This is a genomic window from Marivita sp., assembly GCF_048006345.1.
Taxonomy (GTDB): domain Bacteria; phylum Pseudomonadota; class Alphaproteobacteria; order Rhodobacterales; family Rhodobacteraceae; genus Marivita.
The window spans coordinates 678480-694894 of the sequence record NZ_CP180351.1 but is presented as its reverse complement, the minus strand read 5'-3'; the positions used below and the strand labels follow the sequence as shown (position 1 = coordinate 694894).

The 16415-nt window shown below is 60.1% G+C and carries 14 protein-coding genes and 1 tRNA gene; 1 reads left to right on the top strand and 14 read right to left on the bottom strand.

Annotation, left to right across the window (positions count from 1 at the left end; all coding sequences use genetic code 11):
• Nucleotides 1–69 precede the first annotated feature (69 nt).
• Both ACMVPR_RS03455 and ACMVPR_RS03450 read right to left on the bottom strand, forming a co-directional pair.
• Nucleotides 70–705 carry an NrsF family protein gene (locus ACMVPR_RS03455; protein WP_416881720.1) on the bottom strand — a complete coding sequence of 212 codons (636 nt, stop codon included), beginning with the start codon at nucleotides 703–705 and terminating at the stop codon, nucleotides 70–72.
• Complete coding sequence (locus ACMVPR_RS03450) at nucleotides 702–1247, bottom strand: sigma factor-like helix-turn-helix DNA-binding protein (protein WP_416881719.1); 546 nt, start codon at nucleotides 1245–1247, stop codon at nucleotides 702–704. The genes ACMVPR_RS03455 and ACMVPR_RS03450 overlap by 4 nt, the downstream gene beginning before the upstream one ends.
• A 215-nt stretch (nucleotides 1248–1462) precedes the next feature.
• Between ACMVPR_RS03450 and ACMVPR_RS03445 the strand changes: the two genes are divergently transcribed.
• On the top strand, nucleotides 1463–2296 hold the full coding sequence (locus ACMVPR_RS03445; RefSeq protein WP_416881718.1) for a M10 family metallopeptidase C-terminal domain-containing protein: 834 nt from the start codon (nucleotides 1463–1465) through the stop codon (nucleotides 2294–2296).
• 616 nt (nucleotides 2297–2912) lie between these two features.
• On the opposite strand, the gene ACMVPR_RS03440 is transcribed toward ACMVPR_RS03445, so the two are convergent.
• The 12 genes from ACMVPR_RS03440 to acuI form a co-directional block, all read right to left on the bottom strand.
• Nucleotides 2913–3002: transfer RNA gene (locus tag ACMVPR_RS03440), tRNA-Ser, on the bottom strand.
• Nucleotides 3003–3071: 69 nt separating this feature from the next.
• Nucleotides 3072–3446 (bottom strand): hypothetical protein, encoded by a 375-nt coding sequence (locus ACMVPR_RS03435; RefSeq protein WP_416881717.1) that lies wholly within the window; start codon nucleotides 3444–3446, stop codon nucleotides 3072–3074.
• Entirely contained in the window at nucleotides 3446–4165 is a 720-nt protein-coding gene (locus ACMVPR_RS03430) for an alanyl-tRNA editing protein (protein WP_300581990.1), read from the bottom strand. Before ACMVPR_RS03430 ends, ACMVPR_RS03435 begins: the two co-directional genes overlap by 1 nt.
• 5 nt (nucleotides 4166–4170) lie before the next feature.
• Nucleotides 4171–6525, bottom strand: coding sequence for a DUF3772 domain-containing protein (locus ACMVPR_RS03425; protein ID WP_416881716.1), 2355 nt, complete (start codon nucleotides 6523–6525; stop codon nucleotides 4171–4173).
• On the bottom strand, nucleotides 6522–7556 hold the full coding sequence (locus ACMVPR_RS03420) for a cysteine synthase A (protein WP_292267287.1): 1035 nt from the start codon (nucleotides 7554–7556) through the stop codon (nucleotides 6522–6524). The genes ACMVPR_RS03425 and ACMVPR_RS03420 overlap by 4 nt, the downstream gene beginning before the upstream one ends.
• Before the next feature lie 53 nt (nucleotides 7557–7609).
• Nucleotides 7610–8746 carry an NUDIX domain-containing protein gene (locus tag ACMVPR_RS03415; RefSeq protein WP_416881715.1) on the bottom strand — a complete coding sequence of 379 codons (1137 nt, stop codon included), beginning with the start codon at nucleotides 8744–8746 and terminating at the stop codon, nucleotides 7610–7612.
• 6 nt (nucleotides 8747–8752) lie between these two features.
• Nucleotides 8753–9193, bottom strand: a complete 441-nt coding sequence (locus ACMVPR_RS03410; RefSeq protein WP_300581950.1) for a TrgA family protein — start codon at nucleotides 9191–9193, stop codon at nucleotides 8753–8755.
• A complete protein-coding gene (locus ACMVPR_RS03405) occupies nucleotides 9194–10402 on the bottom strand; it encodes a class I SAM-dependent methyltransferase (protein ID WP_416881714.1) in 1209 nt (402 codons plus the stop codon).
• Between the two features lie 176 nt (nucleotides 10403–10578).
• Nucleotides 10579–11994, bottom strand: coding sequence for a cryptochrome/photolyase family protein (locus ACMVPR_RS03400; RefSeq protein ID WP_416881713.1), 1416 nt, complete (start codon nucleotides 11992–11994; stop codon nucleotides 10579–10581).
• 132 nt (nucleotides 11995–12126) lie between these two features.
• Entirely contained in the window at nucleotides 12127–13326 is a 1200-nt protein-coding gene (locus ACMVPR_RS03395; protein ID WP_416881712.1) for an aminotransferase class V-fold PLP-dependent enzyme, read from the bottom strand.
• 123 nt (nucleotides 13327–13449) lie between these two features.
• Nucleotides 13450–15093, bottom strand: a complete 1644-nt coding sequence (locus ACMVPR_RS03390) for a BCCT family transporter (protein WP_416881711.1) — start codon at nucleotides 15091–15093, stop codon at nucleotides 13450–13452.
• A gap of 322 nt (nucleotides 15094–15415) precedes the next feature.
• The gene (gene acuI, locus ACMVPR_RS03385; protein ID WP_416881710.1) at nucleotides 15416–16405 is read right to left on the bottom strand and encodes an acryloyl-CoA reductase; all 990 of its coding nucleotides are present in this window, start codon (nucleotides 16403–16405) and stop codon (nucleotides 15416–15418) included.
• Nucleotides 16406–16415: the final 10 nt, after the last annotated feature.

Here is a 16415-nt window from a genome sequence, read left to right as displayed (position 1 = left end):
AAGGATCGCGGCTGGCGTCAGAAGTTACCGGGCCCAAGCATTTATGCATCCGCCCCAAGCAGAACACCGTCACCAACGAAAGCTGCGCGCGCCAATGGCGGTGGACACCGCTGTGACACCCATGATGGCGAGGCCGTACCATGTTACATAGAACAAGGGACTGTCTTCGATGCAGTACAATGCATAGACCGCTGCCGCGAAGCCCGAGCCGGCAAGACCGGCGACGAACCCGGCACGAAGAGGGGCTGTTGGTGCGCCGTTGCGCAGGACATGATGGAGGGTTGCGACGGGCAAAACAGACAGCAAGGGGATCGCGATCAGGCAGGTCGTCATCGTTTTCCCGACAACCGCCATTTGCACCGCATCCGGTGGGGTTGTCAAAAATGCCCAGACGAGAAGACCCAGCGCCACGATCCCGATACACCCCAACGGCCAGAAGCGTGCGCTCTGCTCTCCTTCGGGACGCGCGAGACGCAGGACAAGGCGGGAGGCCACGATGCCCAAAAGCCCGGTCAGGACAAGGCGCGGCACGGACACAGGTGTGGTCATTGCAGCCAGAAGATCGGCGCGAAATCCAAGCACAAGCCAGACCGCCAGAACGGCAATCGACAAAGAGGGAATCATTCCCAAAAGGAGCGTCGTGCGTGGCGCGTGTTTCCGGGATGTGTCGGCGGCCAGTGCCCGGATCAGGTCATCGGTATTCATTTGACATGCCTTTCTCTCAGAACGGCCAACGTTTTCAGCGCACGGTGAAGGGCGACGCGGACCGCGCCCTCGCTCATCTTGAGTGCTGTCCCGGTCTCGGCGATGCTGACGCCTTCCATTCCGATCTTTCGGATGATCATGGCCGACCGGTGATCCAGCATACCGATCATCTTTGCCATATCCGACGCTTCGGTTGGGTCGAGTCCGGCTTCGGCTGCCAACACGTCGATAAAGCCGTCAATCGGCACCGTGATCTCGCGCCCTCGCGCTCGGAACGCATCGACGGTCTTGTAACGTGCGATTGCATAAAGCCACGGACGGACCGGAGCGCCGGGTACCAAGGTGTGCCGCTTGACGTGAATCGCAAGCAAGACCTCCTGAAGGACATCTTCACAGCATGCCTCGCCCAAACTGATGCCCTTCGCGCGAATTATACCCCGCAGAACGGGCGTCACTTCCTGCAGAAATTGGGAATATGACCGCGCATCGCCAGAATTGGCGGCCACCAAAAGTCGCTCCCAGTGATCGATTTGCTCTACCATTCATATCACCAGTTCACGTCCCAGACCCGTTTGTTACACGGGCCGTCAGAGGCAGACTAACAATTTGAGATATATACACAAAATCGTGACCTTAGGCTGGGACGCACCTCACCAACCTGTGATCGCCGGGTTGTAACATCCACCGCCCCGCGGACGAACGGTCTGTTGCTAAACGCAAACGCGTTGACGGTTTTGCGCGGCAAAAAGGAAAACCCATGACACAGCAATTCACCACTCAATACTTCCAGCAAGACAAAGGCAATTTAACCAGCATCCGCGAGGTAACGCTGACGGACAACGATCTGATCCGTGGCAACGATGCGGGCGAGAGACTTGTGCCATCTGCGACCCCGAATGGGGTCGCGATATTCGATGGAGTACAGCAGCTTGTCCCCGGTGTGGGATTTGTTGCGCCCAACAATGGCGAGGCCTTGACCACTGTCTTCTTCATGGACGGAACAGCGCTTACCGGTGTCGAAGCACTCTATGACATGGTCACCTTCAAGTTTCTGGAGTCAACTGAGTACTTTCTTCTCGATCCCGAAGCGCTGGCAAGTGTTGGCAAGTCGCTTTCCGATGTGGCCCGTGTCCAATTCGACGCATATGTCGACCACGACCTGAGCTGGGCCGATTTCGGCTTCACGCCAACCGGAGCAGTGGCGCCAAATCCCGAACCAGAGCCTGAGCCGATGCTGACCCTCTTGGAAGGCACGGATGGCGGCGACCGGCTGATCGGGACGGCTGCGGACGAGTTGATCCGCGGTGGCGACGGCGACGACCGGCTGACCGGCAATGCAGGAGCCGATGTGTTTGTCTTTGGCGCGGATGCACGCGACGGCACCCGCGACCGGGACGTGATCACCGATTTCAATGCCGCCGAAGATTCGATCGTGCTGGAAGACGGCATTCAGATCCGCAACTGGATCGAGCGCAACGGCAATCTGATCGTCACCCTTGAAGGCGGCGACCGCGATCAAATCGTCATCCAGAACGCCGACGTGAGCATCCTCGCCAACTTCTCGGTCATCGACGACCTGTTCATAGCCTGACCGCAAACAGTGACCGGGCTGCCCGCACAAGGTGGCCCGGTTGTTCAGAGCAAAACACAGGGCCGAGTGAAGCGGTCCACCTCTACCTCGCGACGTACCTGGTCGATGCCTCGCGGCTCGGTCTGCCGACCCAGTTTCAGCGTTACGCTCTCGCTCACCTACGACTGAATGCCGTGCGCAATGTCGTCGCCAGCGATGTTCAGGATATTCGTATGATCGGTCATGGCAGCGGCGCGCCCGTCAATAGTGCGCACCGAACCGGCTCAGCCGGTCAATGCCGCCCGGCTCAAGGCTGCCCTTATGAAGGTCGCCGTGCTGATCACACTGGTCTCGGCCTTCGCGCCGATCACAAGACGCACGATCCAGCGACGCACGCCGGATGGATCAACAACCAGTAAAGCCCATTACCGTCACCGTGACGCCCAGCACCAAGGTTCTCAACCAGCTCCTTGGTCAGCTTACCCAACAAAGCCATTCTGAGAACACCACAGTCCGTACCAATCAGGGAATGCGATTAACCATCATCGAAAGAAAATTGGGAAAGCATCCAAGCCCATGCTTATTAAGGAAAAAGGCCGCCCAAAGCGACCATTTCGAAAACAGAGGAAATGAATGGTGGCGGACAGGAAGGGATTCGAACCCTCGAGACGGTCTCCCGCCTACGCACTTTCCAGGCGCGCGCCTTCGACCACTCGGCCACCTGTCCGAGGCGGTGTTTAGAAGAAACCGTTGGGGGGATGCAAGGGCGTTTGTTGCGTAAGGTCGCAACTTTCCATCAAACTTTGCGCATCCGGGACCAGAGCCACAGGAAAACCAGTGCAACCGCGATCTCCAGAACAGCAGCGCCAAGGATTGCGCGGTTGGCGATACCGGCGTTCCAAGCCTGTACACCCGTGGCGGCAACGCCAAGAAACGCAAGAGCACTGATCAGGCTAAGTGTTGCAACAAACGGTCCGGGCTCCAGCCTGCGCGCGCTGATGAGCAGCGCACCAAGCGCCAGGACAGCCGGGGCAAATCTCCGGGCCGGGAAATCCATGCCCGGCACATAGTCAATTGCATAAAGCTGAAAGTAGCTTTCAGGGGCAACGAGCAAGACCAAACCGATCAGAGCGACAAAGGCTCCGACGACCAGAAACGGCGTTCGGTGCATCACACCTCCAGCGCGATGTTCACCCGGCGGTTCTGTTTGCCCTTGTTCTCGATCTTGCCGAATACAACACGCCCGATCTCACCCGTACGGGCCACATGAGTGCCGCCGCAGGGTTGCAGATCGACCTGATCGTCGCCGTCCCCGATCCGCACAAGGCGCACCCGGCCGCTGCCGCGCGGGGGCTGGACCGACATGGTCTTCACGAGCGACGGATTGGCATCCAGTTCGGCATCGGTGATCCAGCTGTCGCTGACCACGAGATCCCGGTCGATCAGGCGGTTCAACGCGTCTTCCAGCGCATCGCGGTCTTCGGGGGGGGCGGGCATCATGAAATCAAGCCGGCCGCGCCCTGCACCGATGGCGCCACCTGTCACAGGCAAAGGGATCACCACCGACAGCAGGTGCAGCGCGGTGTGGACCCGCATGTGCTTGTATCGCCGGTCCCAGTCGAGCCGCTGCGTCACATGCGCCCCGACCGGCGGCAACCGTGTCGGTTCCGACGGCACCAGCACGCTTTCGCCCGCAGGTCCTTTGACGGTTGTGGCGATGCTCAGCGACATGCCGTCCCAATCGATCCAGCCGCTGTCCCCGGGTTGCCCCCCACCCGTGGGATAGAACAGCGCCTTGTCCAGAATGACCCCACCTTCTTCAGTATGGGACACCACGCGTGCTGCCACCTCGCGGGTATAGGCATCGGTGCGGTAGAGCGGGTCTTGCATATCGGTCAAGATGTTGGCTCCTCGGGGTCTTTGGACTGGGTCGGCGCTTGCGGCGGACCTGCCAGGGCTTCTGGATTACGCAACCAGATGTCGCGCTGCGCAAAGGGAATTTCGATCCCTTCCTTCTTGAAGGCTTCGACGATCTGGTGGTTCACTTCGGTGCGCACCACCAGAATCTTGGTCACATCCCGCAGGATCATCCTCACGTCGAAATCAAGCGAATCCGCGCCGAAACCTTTGAAATGCACAAAGGGTTCAGGGTTCATCAGCACCATGTCGTGGTTGCGCGCGATCTTGTAGAGAATGTCCTCGACCTTGCGGGTATCGGTGCCATAGGCCACGCCGACCTCCACGATCAGCCGACCCAGCGTATTGCCACGCGTGTAGTTCGTGACCGAGTTCGACACGAGGTCCGCATTGGGCACGATCACCTCGGTCCGGTCGAAGGTCTCGATCCGAGTCGACCGCACCGAGATGTCGCGCACAGTCCCGTGCTGGCCGTTCACCTCGATCCAGTCGCCTTCGGAAATCGGCCGTTCGATCAAAAGAATGATCCCTGAAACGAAGTTCTGCACGATGTTCTGCAGGCCGAAACCAATCCCGACAGACAGCGCACCAGCGACAAAGGCCAAGGCCGTCAGGTCAATACCCGCAGACGTGATCGCGATGATGACCGACAGAAAGATGCCAAGATACCCGGTGCCTGACACAATGGCGGTTTGCCCACCCTTGTCGATCCGCGTCTTGGGCAGAACCGATCCCCGCAACCCGCTCTGCAACAGCCGGGTGAGGATGTAGCCAATGGCAAAGACAATCGCGAAGGTCAGGAAGTCCGTTGGTGAAATCCGCGTGTCGCCGAACGAGAACCCGGCCTGGAACCGCACCCAGATTTCCGTCAGATCAGCCACCCGCGCGCCCCAGATCAGCGCCAGCACCGGAAGGGCCACAAGCGCCAGCACACTGCCGGAGACAACAGGCAAAAGGCTCTGGGTTTCGTCGAGCGGCTTGCCCGTGAACAGATGATAGAGATCACGGATCAGGCGCTGGAGGATCAACAGAAACGCAAACAGGCCCAGCGTGATGATGGTGGGAAAGATCAGCGCAACGGCGATGTTGAAATAGCCGATGGCCGACAGAACGGGGCCCATCACTCCGACCAGCATCGCGCCCTGCCCCGCCAGCCTTGCAAGCCGCGACGGGAAGGACAGCTGCCCCGGCTCGCCCAACGCTTCAGCCCCGGCCAGCGGACCGGCACGGCGCAGGATTTGCCCAAGGCGGAACAGGATCAGACCGCACAGAAGATGGATAACGAAACCCAGAACCGCCTGCGTCTCGACGGCCCATTCCCCGATCTCGATCAGGTAGGCAAAGAGCGCGTTCAGCGCGAGCAGCCATGACAGCGAGTTGACGTAATACCGTGCTTCGGTCCGTCGCTGCTGCGACAACGAGATCGTGTTGACGTCATCGTCGCTCGAAAAGGTCTCCGCAGCGAGCCAGCGCGCCACCAGAACGACGAAAAGCATCAACGGCAGGACGAATATGATCTGCGTACCACGTAATCCCAGCATGTTGCTAATCGTGGCGGCGAGCACGATCAGCAGCAGTCCGCCCGTCGGCAGCAAAAGCCGCAGCAGCGACAGCAGCGTGCTCCAGACGCCGGTGCCGCGTCGCGTCTTGGCCCGCAACCACGCGCCAAGCCTGTCGATCAGCTTTGGCGCCCGGAACAACAAAAGCAGGGCGATACCGATCAGCAGCAGGATCATCGGCAGTTCATCGAGAAGCGTGTTGCGCTTCTCTTCATCGGCCATGTTGGTCCTGACTTCGCTGGCGATTTCCTCGAAAGGCAGGAAGAGGCTTGTGATGGCCGGCGCCCAAAGGCGCGGATTAAGTGGCCCGAAATCGCGCTGCAACAGGCGTTCCGTCTCGCGCGAGCGGATCGTTTCGTCGATCGCAGTGATCAGGCCGTCTGCACGACTGTAAGCCTCCTGCGCCCGTAGAAGCGGTGCCTGCAACTGCGCGATCTGGCGCTCAAGCTCTTCTCGTCGCTCCGAGATCTCTTCGGGCTCGGCACCGTCCTCGGGCGGTGGCCCCAACGCTTCGAGCTGCGATTGCAACGTCGACAACCGGGGATCGCCCGCAGTCTGCAACCCCAGCAAACGGTCCCGATAGGACGACAGTTCCGAGCGGAGCGCTTCAAGCCCATCTGTCGGGGTATCGCCCTCTTCGATCGCAGTTTCAGCGCGGGTCGCCACCTTTTCCCAGGCGTCGTAATCCATCGGGTCGGATTGCGCCCAGACCGTCGACGCGGCGAACAGGAAAAGGAACGTCGCCGCTCGGAAAGCTGCGAAGAGCCGGGTCATACGTCTTCGAAGACCTTGGGAATATCCAGTGGCGCGGCATCCAGCCATTCCGGCACGGGTAACCCTTTTTCCTTGAGGAACGCCGGGTTGAAGAGTTTTGACTGATACCGCGTGCCGTAGTCGCACAGGATCGTCACGATGGTGTGTCCCGGTCCCAGATCCTTCGCAAGCCGCATCGCACCCGCGATGTTGATGCCGGACGAACCACCAAGGCACAGGCCTTCGTCCGCCAGCAGGTCGAACACGATGGGCAACGCTTCTTCATCGGGGATCTGGTAGGCGAAGTCGGGTTTGAACCCTTCGAGGTTCGCCGTCACGCGCCCCTGCCCGATCCCTTCCGTGATCGACCCTCCTTCGGATTTGAATTCGCCCGTGGTGTAATAGGAATAAAGCGCAGCGCCCATCGGATCGGCCAGACCGATCTTGACGCCCTTATGCTGCAATGCCTCGGCCACACCTGCCAAAGTGCCACCAGACCCCACGGCACAAATGAAGCCGTCGACCTTGCCGTCGGTCTGCGCCCAAATCTCGGGCCCTGTGGTTTCGATATGTGCCTGACGGTTGGCGACGTTGTCGAACTGGTTGGCCCAGATCACACCTTCATTGCTGCGCCGCGCCATCTCTTCGGCCAGACGGCCGGAATAACGCACATAGTTGTTCGGGTTTTTGTAGGGCGCAGCCGGAACTTCGACCAACTCCGCCCCCGCAAGGCGCAGCATGTCCTTCTTTTCCTGGCTCTGCGTTTCAGGGATCACGATCACCGTCTTGAACCCCATGGACGCGCCCACAAGCGCGAGACCGATCCCGGTATTGCCCGCCGTGCCTTCGACAATGGTCCCACCCGGTTTCAGTGTGCCCTTGGCGATCGCATCCTTGATGATGAACAGCGCCGCGCGATCCTTGACCGATTGGCCCGGATTGAGGAACTCGGCCTTGCCCAGAATGGTGCACCCGGTCAGTTCGCTGGCCTTGCGCAGCTTGATCAAAGGAGTGTTGCCGACTGCTTCGGCCAGTTCGCCTGCAAAACGCATGGTGCCCCCGTCAGATGTGTTTCTTCAGGGTGTAGGCCCGCAGGCCAAGGAACTCAAGCCGAGGCGCGCAATCGGTCGCGTTCCGCCGCGAGCCAATACAGCATCATGATCAACGGCCCGGCGTTGATCTCACCGCTTTGCACCAAGGCCATGGCCGTATCGAAAGGTATCACATGGCTGCGGATATCTTCATGCTCCGATGCCAAGCCGTTGCGCGAAGCGGAAAATGAGGAAAGGTCGACAACCCCCAGAAAGCAATGAAAAAATTCGGTGGAATAGCCGGGCGACGCATAGACCTGCACCATCGGCTCCAAAGCGCCAAGCTGCAGTCCGCTTTCCTCCATCGCTTCGCGCCGCGCGGTATCGGCCGGGTCTTCGCCCGCATCCACCAACCCCGCGATCGGTTCGAACACCCAAGGCTGCGGATCCTCCCGCCACAATGGACCAAAGCGCAATTGTTCGATCAGCAAGATGTGATCTGTCGCCGGATCGTAGGGCAGAACCAAAGCCGCATCGAAGGCCAGAAACGCTTCGCGCGTCACGCGTGGACTGCGGGTTCCGTCGAAGCGGAGGTGATCGAACCGAAATTCCGCAAGCTCGAAAAAACCGTTATATCCCACGCCCCGGTCATGGACCGTGACATCGCCCGCCTTGGCCGTATTCCTGCGCGTTGTCGGTCCCGCCGCCTTGCGCGCCATCATCCGCGACCAGTGACGCGCCATCAGGAACGGACGCAGACTTGCAGCCGTTTCCGCGTCATAGCGCGCACGACGGGCCATCACGTCACGGGCCGCCCCCACCGCCATTTCACCCCAGCCGCGCACCCAATCCGCCAGCACCCAATCCGCTCCACGGACCTGATCATTGGACATTGGGTAAAAGCAAAGCGCCGTTTCGCTGGCCGCGTCGACGAGGATCGACACTTCACTGAGATGGTAAGAAAATGCGCCTTCGTAATACCTTAGGCGCTCCTCTTCATCTTCCGTAACAGCCGCCAAAAGAACGCCCTTCGCGGTCCGCCCCGGCGCTTTTTCGATCATCGGATAAGGTTGATCCTTGACCCAGGACACATGATGGTCAGGCAGCACCGCAGTTTTCAAGCGATTGGTCAACGCGTTCGAACCAACACCCAACACCGCTTCCAACAAGGGAATGTGGCACAAGGTGCCGTAGAAAAACAGCGCCGACAAATCGCTCTATTTCCAGTTCCGCGCCGCGTATTCCGAAAAATACCCCGTCAGCAGCGCGCCGATCAGCAGGGTCGAGATCATCATCGGGTTCATCAGCAGGCCCGCATATTCGATCCCGATCTCAAAAATCGCCGAGAACGCCTCAACCGGGCCGTCGTACCGGCGCTTCATCGACAGGTTGAACATCTCAAGGCAGGCATGCACGAAAACGCACCAGAAGATCAGCGCAGCGACCCCTGTCAGTCCGTTTGCGATGGCGTCTTTCGTACCGCGGCCCGCACGCGTTCCCACGATGATCCAACCGACAAAAGCGCCGATGATCGCGTTGTATGTGGAGAAGTTGCCGAAATACGTGCTGGCCGGCATCAGCGTCTTGAACATTTCGGACGCCAAGTATCCCAAAGCTGCCAGACAAAGTGCTGCGACGGCTTTGGAGGCGGTGGGCATCTAACTTGGTCTCGTGATGGTGATCTGGGTCACGTCACAGTTTCCGCTATGGAAGGTCGCCGCGCAAGAGGTGAGATAAAAATTCCACATTCTGCGGAACCGCTCGTCAAAACCGAGTGCCGACACCTGATCCCATTTTTCATTGAATGTCTCATGCCAGCGGCGCAGCGTCTGGCTGTAGCTTTCGCCGAATTCGATGGACTGGGCGACCTTGAGACCCGCCGCCTCGATCTCCTGCCGCAACACGCCCGGACTGGGCAGCATGCCACCGGGGAAGATGTATTTCTGAATGAAATCAACACCTCGGTTGTAAATCTCCCAGCGCGATTCCTCGACCGTAATGATTTGCAATGTCGCGTGTTTGCCGGGTTTGAGGCAATTTTTCACCGATTTGAAATAGGTCGGCCAGTATTTCTGGCCCACCGCTTCGAACATCTCGATGGACGCGATTCCGTCGTATTGGCCTTTCTCATCGCGGTAATCCTGCAACTTGAAAGTCACACGATCGGACAAACCCGCCTTGGCAATCCGGTCCACCGCGTACTTGTACTGCTCTTCGCTGATCGTCAGGCCGGTGACCTTGAGACCCCGCTCCTTGGCGGCATATTCGGCAAAACCACCCCAACCACAGCCAATCTCAAGCACATGATCGCCGGGCTGCGCGCCCATCTGGTCGACCATGCTCTTGTACTTGGCGATCTGCGCCTTTTCGGTACTTTCCTGTCCGGTTTCAAACAGGGCCGATGAATAGGTCATCGTATCGTCCAGCCACAGAGCGTAGAAATCGTTGCCCAGATCGTAATGGTAACTGATGTTCTTTTTCGCCTGCCGCTTTGAATTCGACTGCATCCAGAACCGCAATTGTTCGTACCACCGAACGAATTTCATGCCCGGAAAGCTGTCATAGACATCGTTGTTGTCGCCATGCACGAAATCCATGAAGGCCTGAAGGTCAGGCGTGCTCCACCATCCTTCGAGATAGGCATCGCTGAACCCCAAATCTCCGTCCCGGATCAGCCGTGCGAACAGGTCGTTGTTGTGAACATGCACCTCTGCAACCGGTCCCGGCTCTTTGCCTTCCGCCCGGAAATGCCGCCCGTCCTGAAGGACGAAATCAATCCGTCCCTTTTGCAGCTTGTCCGCCATCGCGAAGACCTGCGCAAAATAGCGCGGCAGATTTGGCTGATTTTCGGTCGTTGTCAGGATCATGCAGGGCTTCCGCTGTCTATGTTATGTGACACTATTCATAGCCGCGCAGGGCAGGCAAGTGTTAACCCTAGGTAGTCCAACCCCGCCAAAGACAAGATATACCGGACGTTAAGTAACGGATTTTGTTCATCTTGCGATATTTTGGACGACGGCGCGCCACAGCAGCAACCGCAAGATCAGAAATCCCGGTTTTCATATGCCGCAAGGGCGCGTTTGCGCCCTTCGTCCGGCGCAACGATCGGCTCCGGGTAATCGGCTGAAGGCGACATGCCCCACGATTTCGGGATTGCATCGAAATAGGCCAGAGCATCGTCATGCGGCGTGCCGTAGTCTTCCGCGATCCACCGGCTGACATAGCCGCGATCCTTGTCGAACTTGTCCAACTGGGTCACCGGGTTGAACACCCGGAAATAGGGCGTCGCATCCGGCCCGGACCCCGCCGACCATTGCCAGCCCATCGCATTCGACGCCGGATCCCAGTCGATCAGGCAGTCCTCGAACCACCGCAGGCCAATCTTCCAATGGCACATCAGGTGCTTGGTCAGATAGCTGGCAACGATCATGCGTCCCCGATTGTGCATACGGCCCGAAACGTACATCTCGCGCATCGCCGCATCGACAAAGCGAATTCCCGTGCGACCCTGTTTCCACGCCTTGACTTCGGCTTTCCGCTCATCCTCGTTCCACGGGAACGCCTGCCATTCCTCGCGCCAGTTGTCAGTCAGGATGCGCGGCGTGTGCCACATCAGATGATAGGCAAACTCGCGCCAGACCAACTCCTTGAGAAAGGTCTCCGCCCCCGCCTTGCCATCCTGCATTGCGCGCTGCCCCGCATGCCAGCACTGCGCCGGGCTGATCTCGCCCAAAGCCAGGTTCTCCGACAGGTTCGAAGTGCCGTCCACACCGGGCAGATCGCGTGTCCGGTCATAATCGGCCACCTTGGAGGCGATGAACGCCCCCAGCCGGGACTGCGCCGCCTGCTCGCCCAATTGCACAAAGGGACGGACCACATCCGCCCCGCGCTTCATCCCAGCCCCCAGCGCCCAATCCTCCAGCGTCTCACTCTCGGGCCAAGCTTCGGGCGCAGGCAGCGACGACGGCGCGGACAAAGGCGCCTCGACCGACCGGTCCCGCACCGATTTCCAGAACGGCGTGTAGACCTTGTAGTACGTTCCCTGCCCGGTCTCGACCGTCCAAGGCTCAAACATCAGATGCCCGGCAAAGCTCTTGGCCTCGACGCCCGCCTCCTTGAGCGCCGTCTTCACATCGGTATCCCGCTCGACCGACGCCGGGTCATACGCCCGTTGCCAGAACACCGCGCCCGCGCCGACCTCCTTGGCAAGCGCCGGGATGACCTCACGCGCATCCCCTGACCGCAGGACCAACCGGCTGCCCTTGGCTTCCAACGCCTCGCCATAGCATTCAAGCCCAAGCCCCAAGCGCCACTTTGGCGCGGCCCCAAGCCCATCCACCAGATCATCGTGCAGAAAGACCGGAATGACCGGCCCGCCGCGCTTGACCGCTGCGACCAAGGCCGCGTGATCGCTCAACCGCAAGTCCCTGCGGATCCACACAAGTGTCGGAAATGTCATCGCCCTGCCCCTTGCCATTCTGTTTCCGCGCGACCTAGCCGCGCCGCGTCAAAGGTCAAACGCAGCTCCTGACTTCTCTGGTTCCCAAATACTTCGGGGGAGTCCGCCACTGGCGGACGGGGGCAGCGCCCCCTACAGCACCGCGTCCAAAGCCTCGATGGCCTTCGTGACCTCGGCCTCAGACGTGTAGTGGACAAAACTCAGGCGAAGCACGCCCTTATGCATATCCACACCCATCGCCTCGAGCGCACGGACCGCATAGAAATCGCCGCCGCCACACATCACCCCGTGCTGCGCCAGTTCCGCCGCCACCTCTTCACCGGGCCGGTTCAGCGCCAGCGCCACCGTGGGCGCGCGCGAGGCGGCCTCGGAGGGGCCGATGAGCCGCACCGAATTCCGGTCCTTCACGGCATCCAACAACGGCTGCAACAACGCCACCTCATGCGCCCGCATCAAATCATGGACACCGCCGACCGACACCCCGTGATGCGCCCCCAAGGCCTCCATGTAATCCACCATGCCCGCACAGGCGGCCACCTGCGCATGGTCCGGCCCCGCAGGCGTAAACCGTTTGTAAAGCGTGCCTGCGTTGAAATAATGCCCCTGGTTCGGCAACAACTGCCCCAGGTTGCGCCGGATCACCATGATGCCCTGATGCGGCCCGTAGGTCTTGTAGCTTGAAAACAGGTAGATGTCCGGGCCGAGATTCCCCACATCGACAAAGCCGTGCGGCGCGTAGCTCACTCCATCGACACAGACAAACGCGCCCGCCGCGTGGCATAGCGCAGTGATCTCAAGCACCGGGTTGATCTCGCCAACCACATTGGAGCAATGGGGAAAACACACCAGCCGCACTTTTTCGTCCAGCAGGTCTTCCAGATCATCCGTGTCCAGATGCCCGGTCTCGGGGTTCACCTTCCATTCCCGAACCACGATCCCCTTGTTGGCCAACTGACGCCAGGCGCCTGTATTGGCTTCGTGATCCTGGTTGGTCACGATGATCGCTTCGCCGGGCGACATGAACTGCCGGAAGGCCTGTGCCAGAACGTATGTATTCTGCGTGGTTGACGGCCCGAAACTCAGCTCATCGGTCTCGACCCCCATCAATTTGGCCAATCGCGAACGCGCCTCGTCCATCTCGGCCCCGGCCACTTGCGACGCCGCATAAGGCGCATAGGGCTGCACTTTGCGGGATCGGTAGGTGCGCGTCAGCCGGTCGATCACCTGTCCACAGGTGTATGACCCCCCGGCGTTTTCGAAAAACGCCTGCCCCTCAAGAGACGGTTCGGAAAATGCCGGGAAGTTGGAGCGCACAAAATCAATATCTAGCATGGCATGGTCTTTTCTTATTCCTTGCAATCACAGCGGTCCTGCGGGCGATAACACCGGAATAACATGACACGAAAAGTCCGCCCCGAACACTCTCGGAGCGGACTATAGACCGGGATATCTGCGTTAGAGAATGCGACGTTCGGCCTGTAACCCTTTCCAGATCGCAACGCACATCACCAAAAGCACGATGGTAAACGGCAACCCGGTCGAGATCACCATGGATTGCAATGACTGCAACCCGCCCGCCGACAGCAGCAGAACGATGGCAACAGCCCCCTCGAAGATGCACCAGAACACCCGCTGCGGCACCGGCGCGTCAACCTTGCCACCGGCCGTGATCGTATCAATCACCAGCGACCCCGAATCCGACGACGTGACAAAGAACACGATCACAAGGATGATGCCGATGAAGCTGGTGATGGAGGCCAGCGGCAGCGCGTCCAGCATCTTGAACAGCTTCAGTTCAAGCGGGGCCTCCTGCGCCGCAGTGTAGCCGTCCTGCACAACCTGCTGGATCGCCACACCGCCAAAGACAGACATCCACAGCACACAGACCAGCGACGGGATCAGCAACACGCAGATGAGGAATTCGCGCACGGTGCGCCCTCGACTGACACGGGCGATGAACATGCCCACAAACGGCGACCAACTGATCCACCACGCCCAGTAGAACGAGGTCCAGCCCTGCATGAAATTGGTGTCTTCCCGACCGATCGGGTTCGACAGCGCCGGCAGATAAGTCAGATAGGCCGCAAGGTAATCGACAAACCCGGTCAGGATCGCAATCGTCGGCCCCGCGAACAACACGAAGAGCAAAAGCAGCGCCGCCAGACCCATGTTGATCTCGGACAGCACCTTCACCCCGCCATCAAGACCACGCACCACCGAAATCAGCGCAACAGCCGTGATGGCCGAGATCAGAATAACTTCGGTGGTTGAGCCAATCGGCACGCCAAAGAGTTCATTCAGACCCGCGTTGGCCTGAGTCGCACCAAAGCCCAGCGATGTCGCCAGACCGAACAGCGTTGCAAACACCGCCAGAATGTCGATCACATGCCCCGGCCAGCCCCAGACACGGTCACCAAGGATCGGATAGAAGGCCGAACGGATCGTCAGCGGTAGGCCCTTGTTGTAGGAAAACAGTGCCAGCGCCAAAGCCACCACCGCGTAAATCGCCCAAGGGTGCAGACCCCAATGAAAAATCGTTGAAGCAAAAGCCAGCCGCACAGCCGCCTGTTCATCCCCGGCAGCGGCCCCCAAAGGCGCCCAGTCTGTCCGCGCGCCACCTTCGGCAGCCGTGCCACCGATGGACGCCGCAAAATGGCTCATCGGCTCAGACACGCCGTAAAACATGAGACCAATGCCCATGCCCGCCGCAAAGAGCATCGCGAACCAGCCGACATAGGTATAATCCGGCGCCGCCTCCGCCCCACCCAAACGCACCGAGCCAACCGGCAGAACGATCAGCAGCAGGCAGAACAGCACAAAAATGTTGGCCGCACTCAGGAAGAACCAGTCAAACCCCTGCGTCACCGCGCTGAACATCCAGCTGAACGCAGCCCCGGCCTGTTCCGGCAAGGCCAGCGTGTAGAACACGAACGCAATAATGCAGGCCCCCGACACGACGAAAACAGGGTTGTGAATATCCAGCCCGAACGGCCCGATCTGGGTTTCGAAATTGTCCTGACCAATCTCGTAATCGGTCTCGATAATCTGGGAAGACCCCTCTGGCTCAGGTATTCCCTGACTTGCTGAAGTATCGGTCATCAACCGTCCCCTTTTGTTGGAATTTTTCTTTCGCTCTCCTCGGCAAACGCACAAGGCGGCCTCGCGTTCCCCGATAAGCCTGACGAACCACCATGACCGAACCGGTGGCCCGCTCCGCAACGGTGCCGCCAGGCTTCGCTCAAATGCGGGCGACAAGCACCAAGGCCAAAAAAGAACCGCCGCCCCGATGCGAACCGGAACGGCGGTTGGTGTGATTTCACAACACAACGAGGTCGTCAAAAACCTCAACGCTTGTTGGTAGAATTCGGAGCCTACGGCCTACAGGGTGCCGTTTTCCCGCAACCTTCAAGACACAGCGCGTTCACCCCGCAGCCACGTCGACCACAACCCGGCCCTTGACCTGACCCTTGAGGATGTCCGCCCCAAGACCAGGCAGATCGGCCAATGTGGCCGGTGTCACCATCGCCTCCAGCTTGTCCATCGGCAGGTCCTGGGCAATGCGCTGCCATGCCCGCACGCGGTTGTCATAGGGCTGCATCACGCTGTCGATCCCCAGCAGGTTTACACCCCGCAACAGGAACGGGATGACGGTCGCAGGCAAGTTCGCCCCACCCGCAAGACCTACAGCCGCAACCGACGCACCGTATTCCATCTGACCCAGCACACGGGCCAGCATCGCGCCACCTACAGCGTCTACACAGCCACCCCAAGTCTCGGACTCAAGCGGCCGCTTGACGGTCTCGTTCAGTTCTTCCCGCGCCACGATCTGCGTCGCCCCGAGCGACTCCAGATAGGCGGCCTGTTCCGGTCGCCCGGTGACTGCCGCCACCTTGTGCCCCAAAGCGGCAAGGATCGCCGTCGCCACCGATCCGACACCACCGGCAGCCCCGGTCACCAGCACCGGACCCGGCTTGATGCCGTGATCCTCAAGCGCCATCACCGCCAGCATCGCGGTAAAGCCCGCCGTGCCCACGGCCATCGCCTGACGCGTGTCTAGGCCCTCAGGCAACGGCACCAGCCAATCGGCCTTCACGCGCGCCTTCTGGCTGTACCCGCCCCAATGCGCCTCGCCGACACGCCAGCCGGTCAGAACCACCTTGTCGCCCGGCTTGTAGCGGTCATCCTCCGACGCCTCGACCGTCCCGGCAAAATCAATCCCCGGCACATGCGGATATTTGCGGACAAGCCCGCCACCCGGCCCGATGCAGAGCCCGTCCTTGTAGTTCACCGTCGAATACTCGACCGACACCGTCACCTCGGCCTGCGGCAGGTCATCCAACCCGATCTCTTCCACCGCCGCCGATGTCTTGCCGCTCTCTTCGTCCTTGCGAACCATCAATGCCTTGAACATGCCTTGCTCC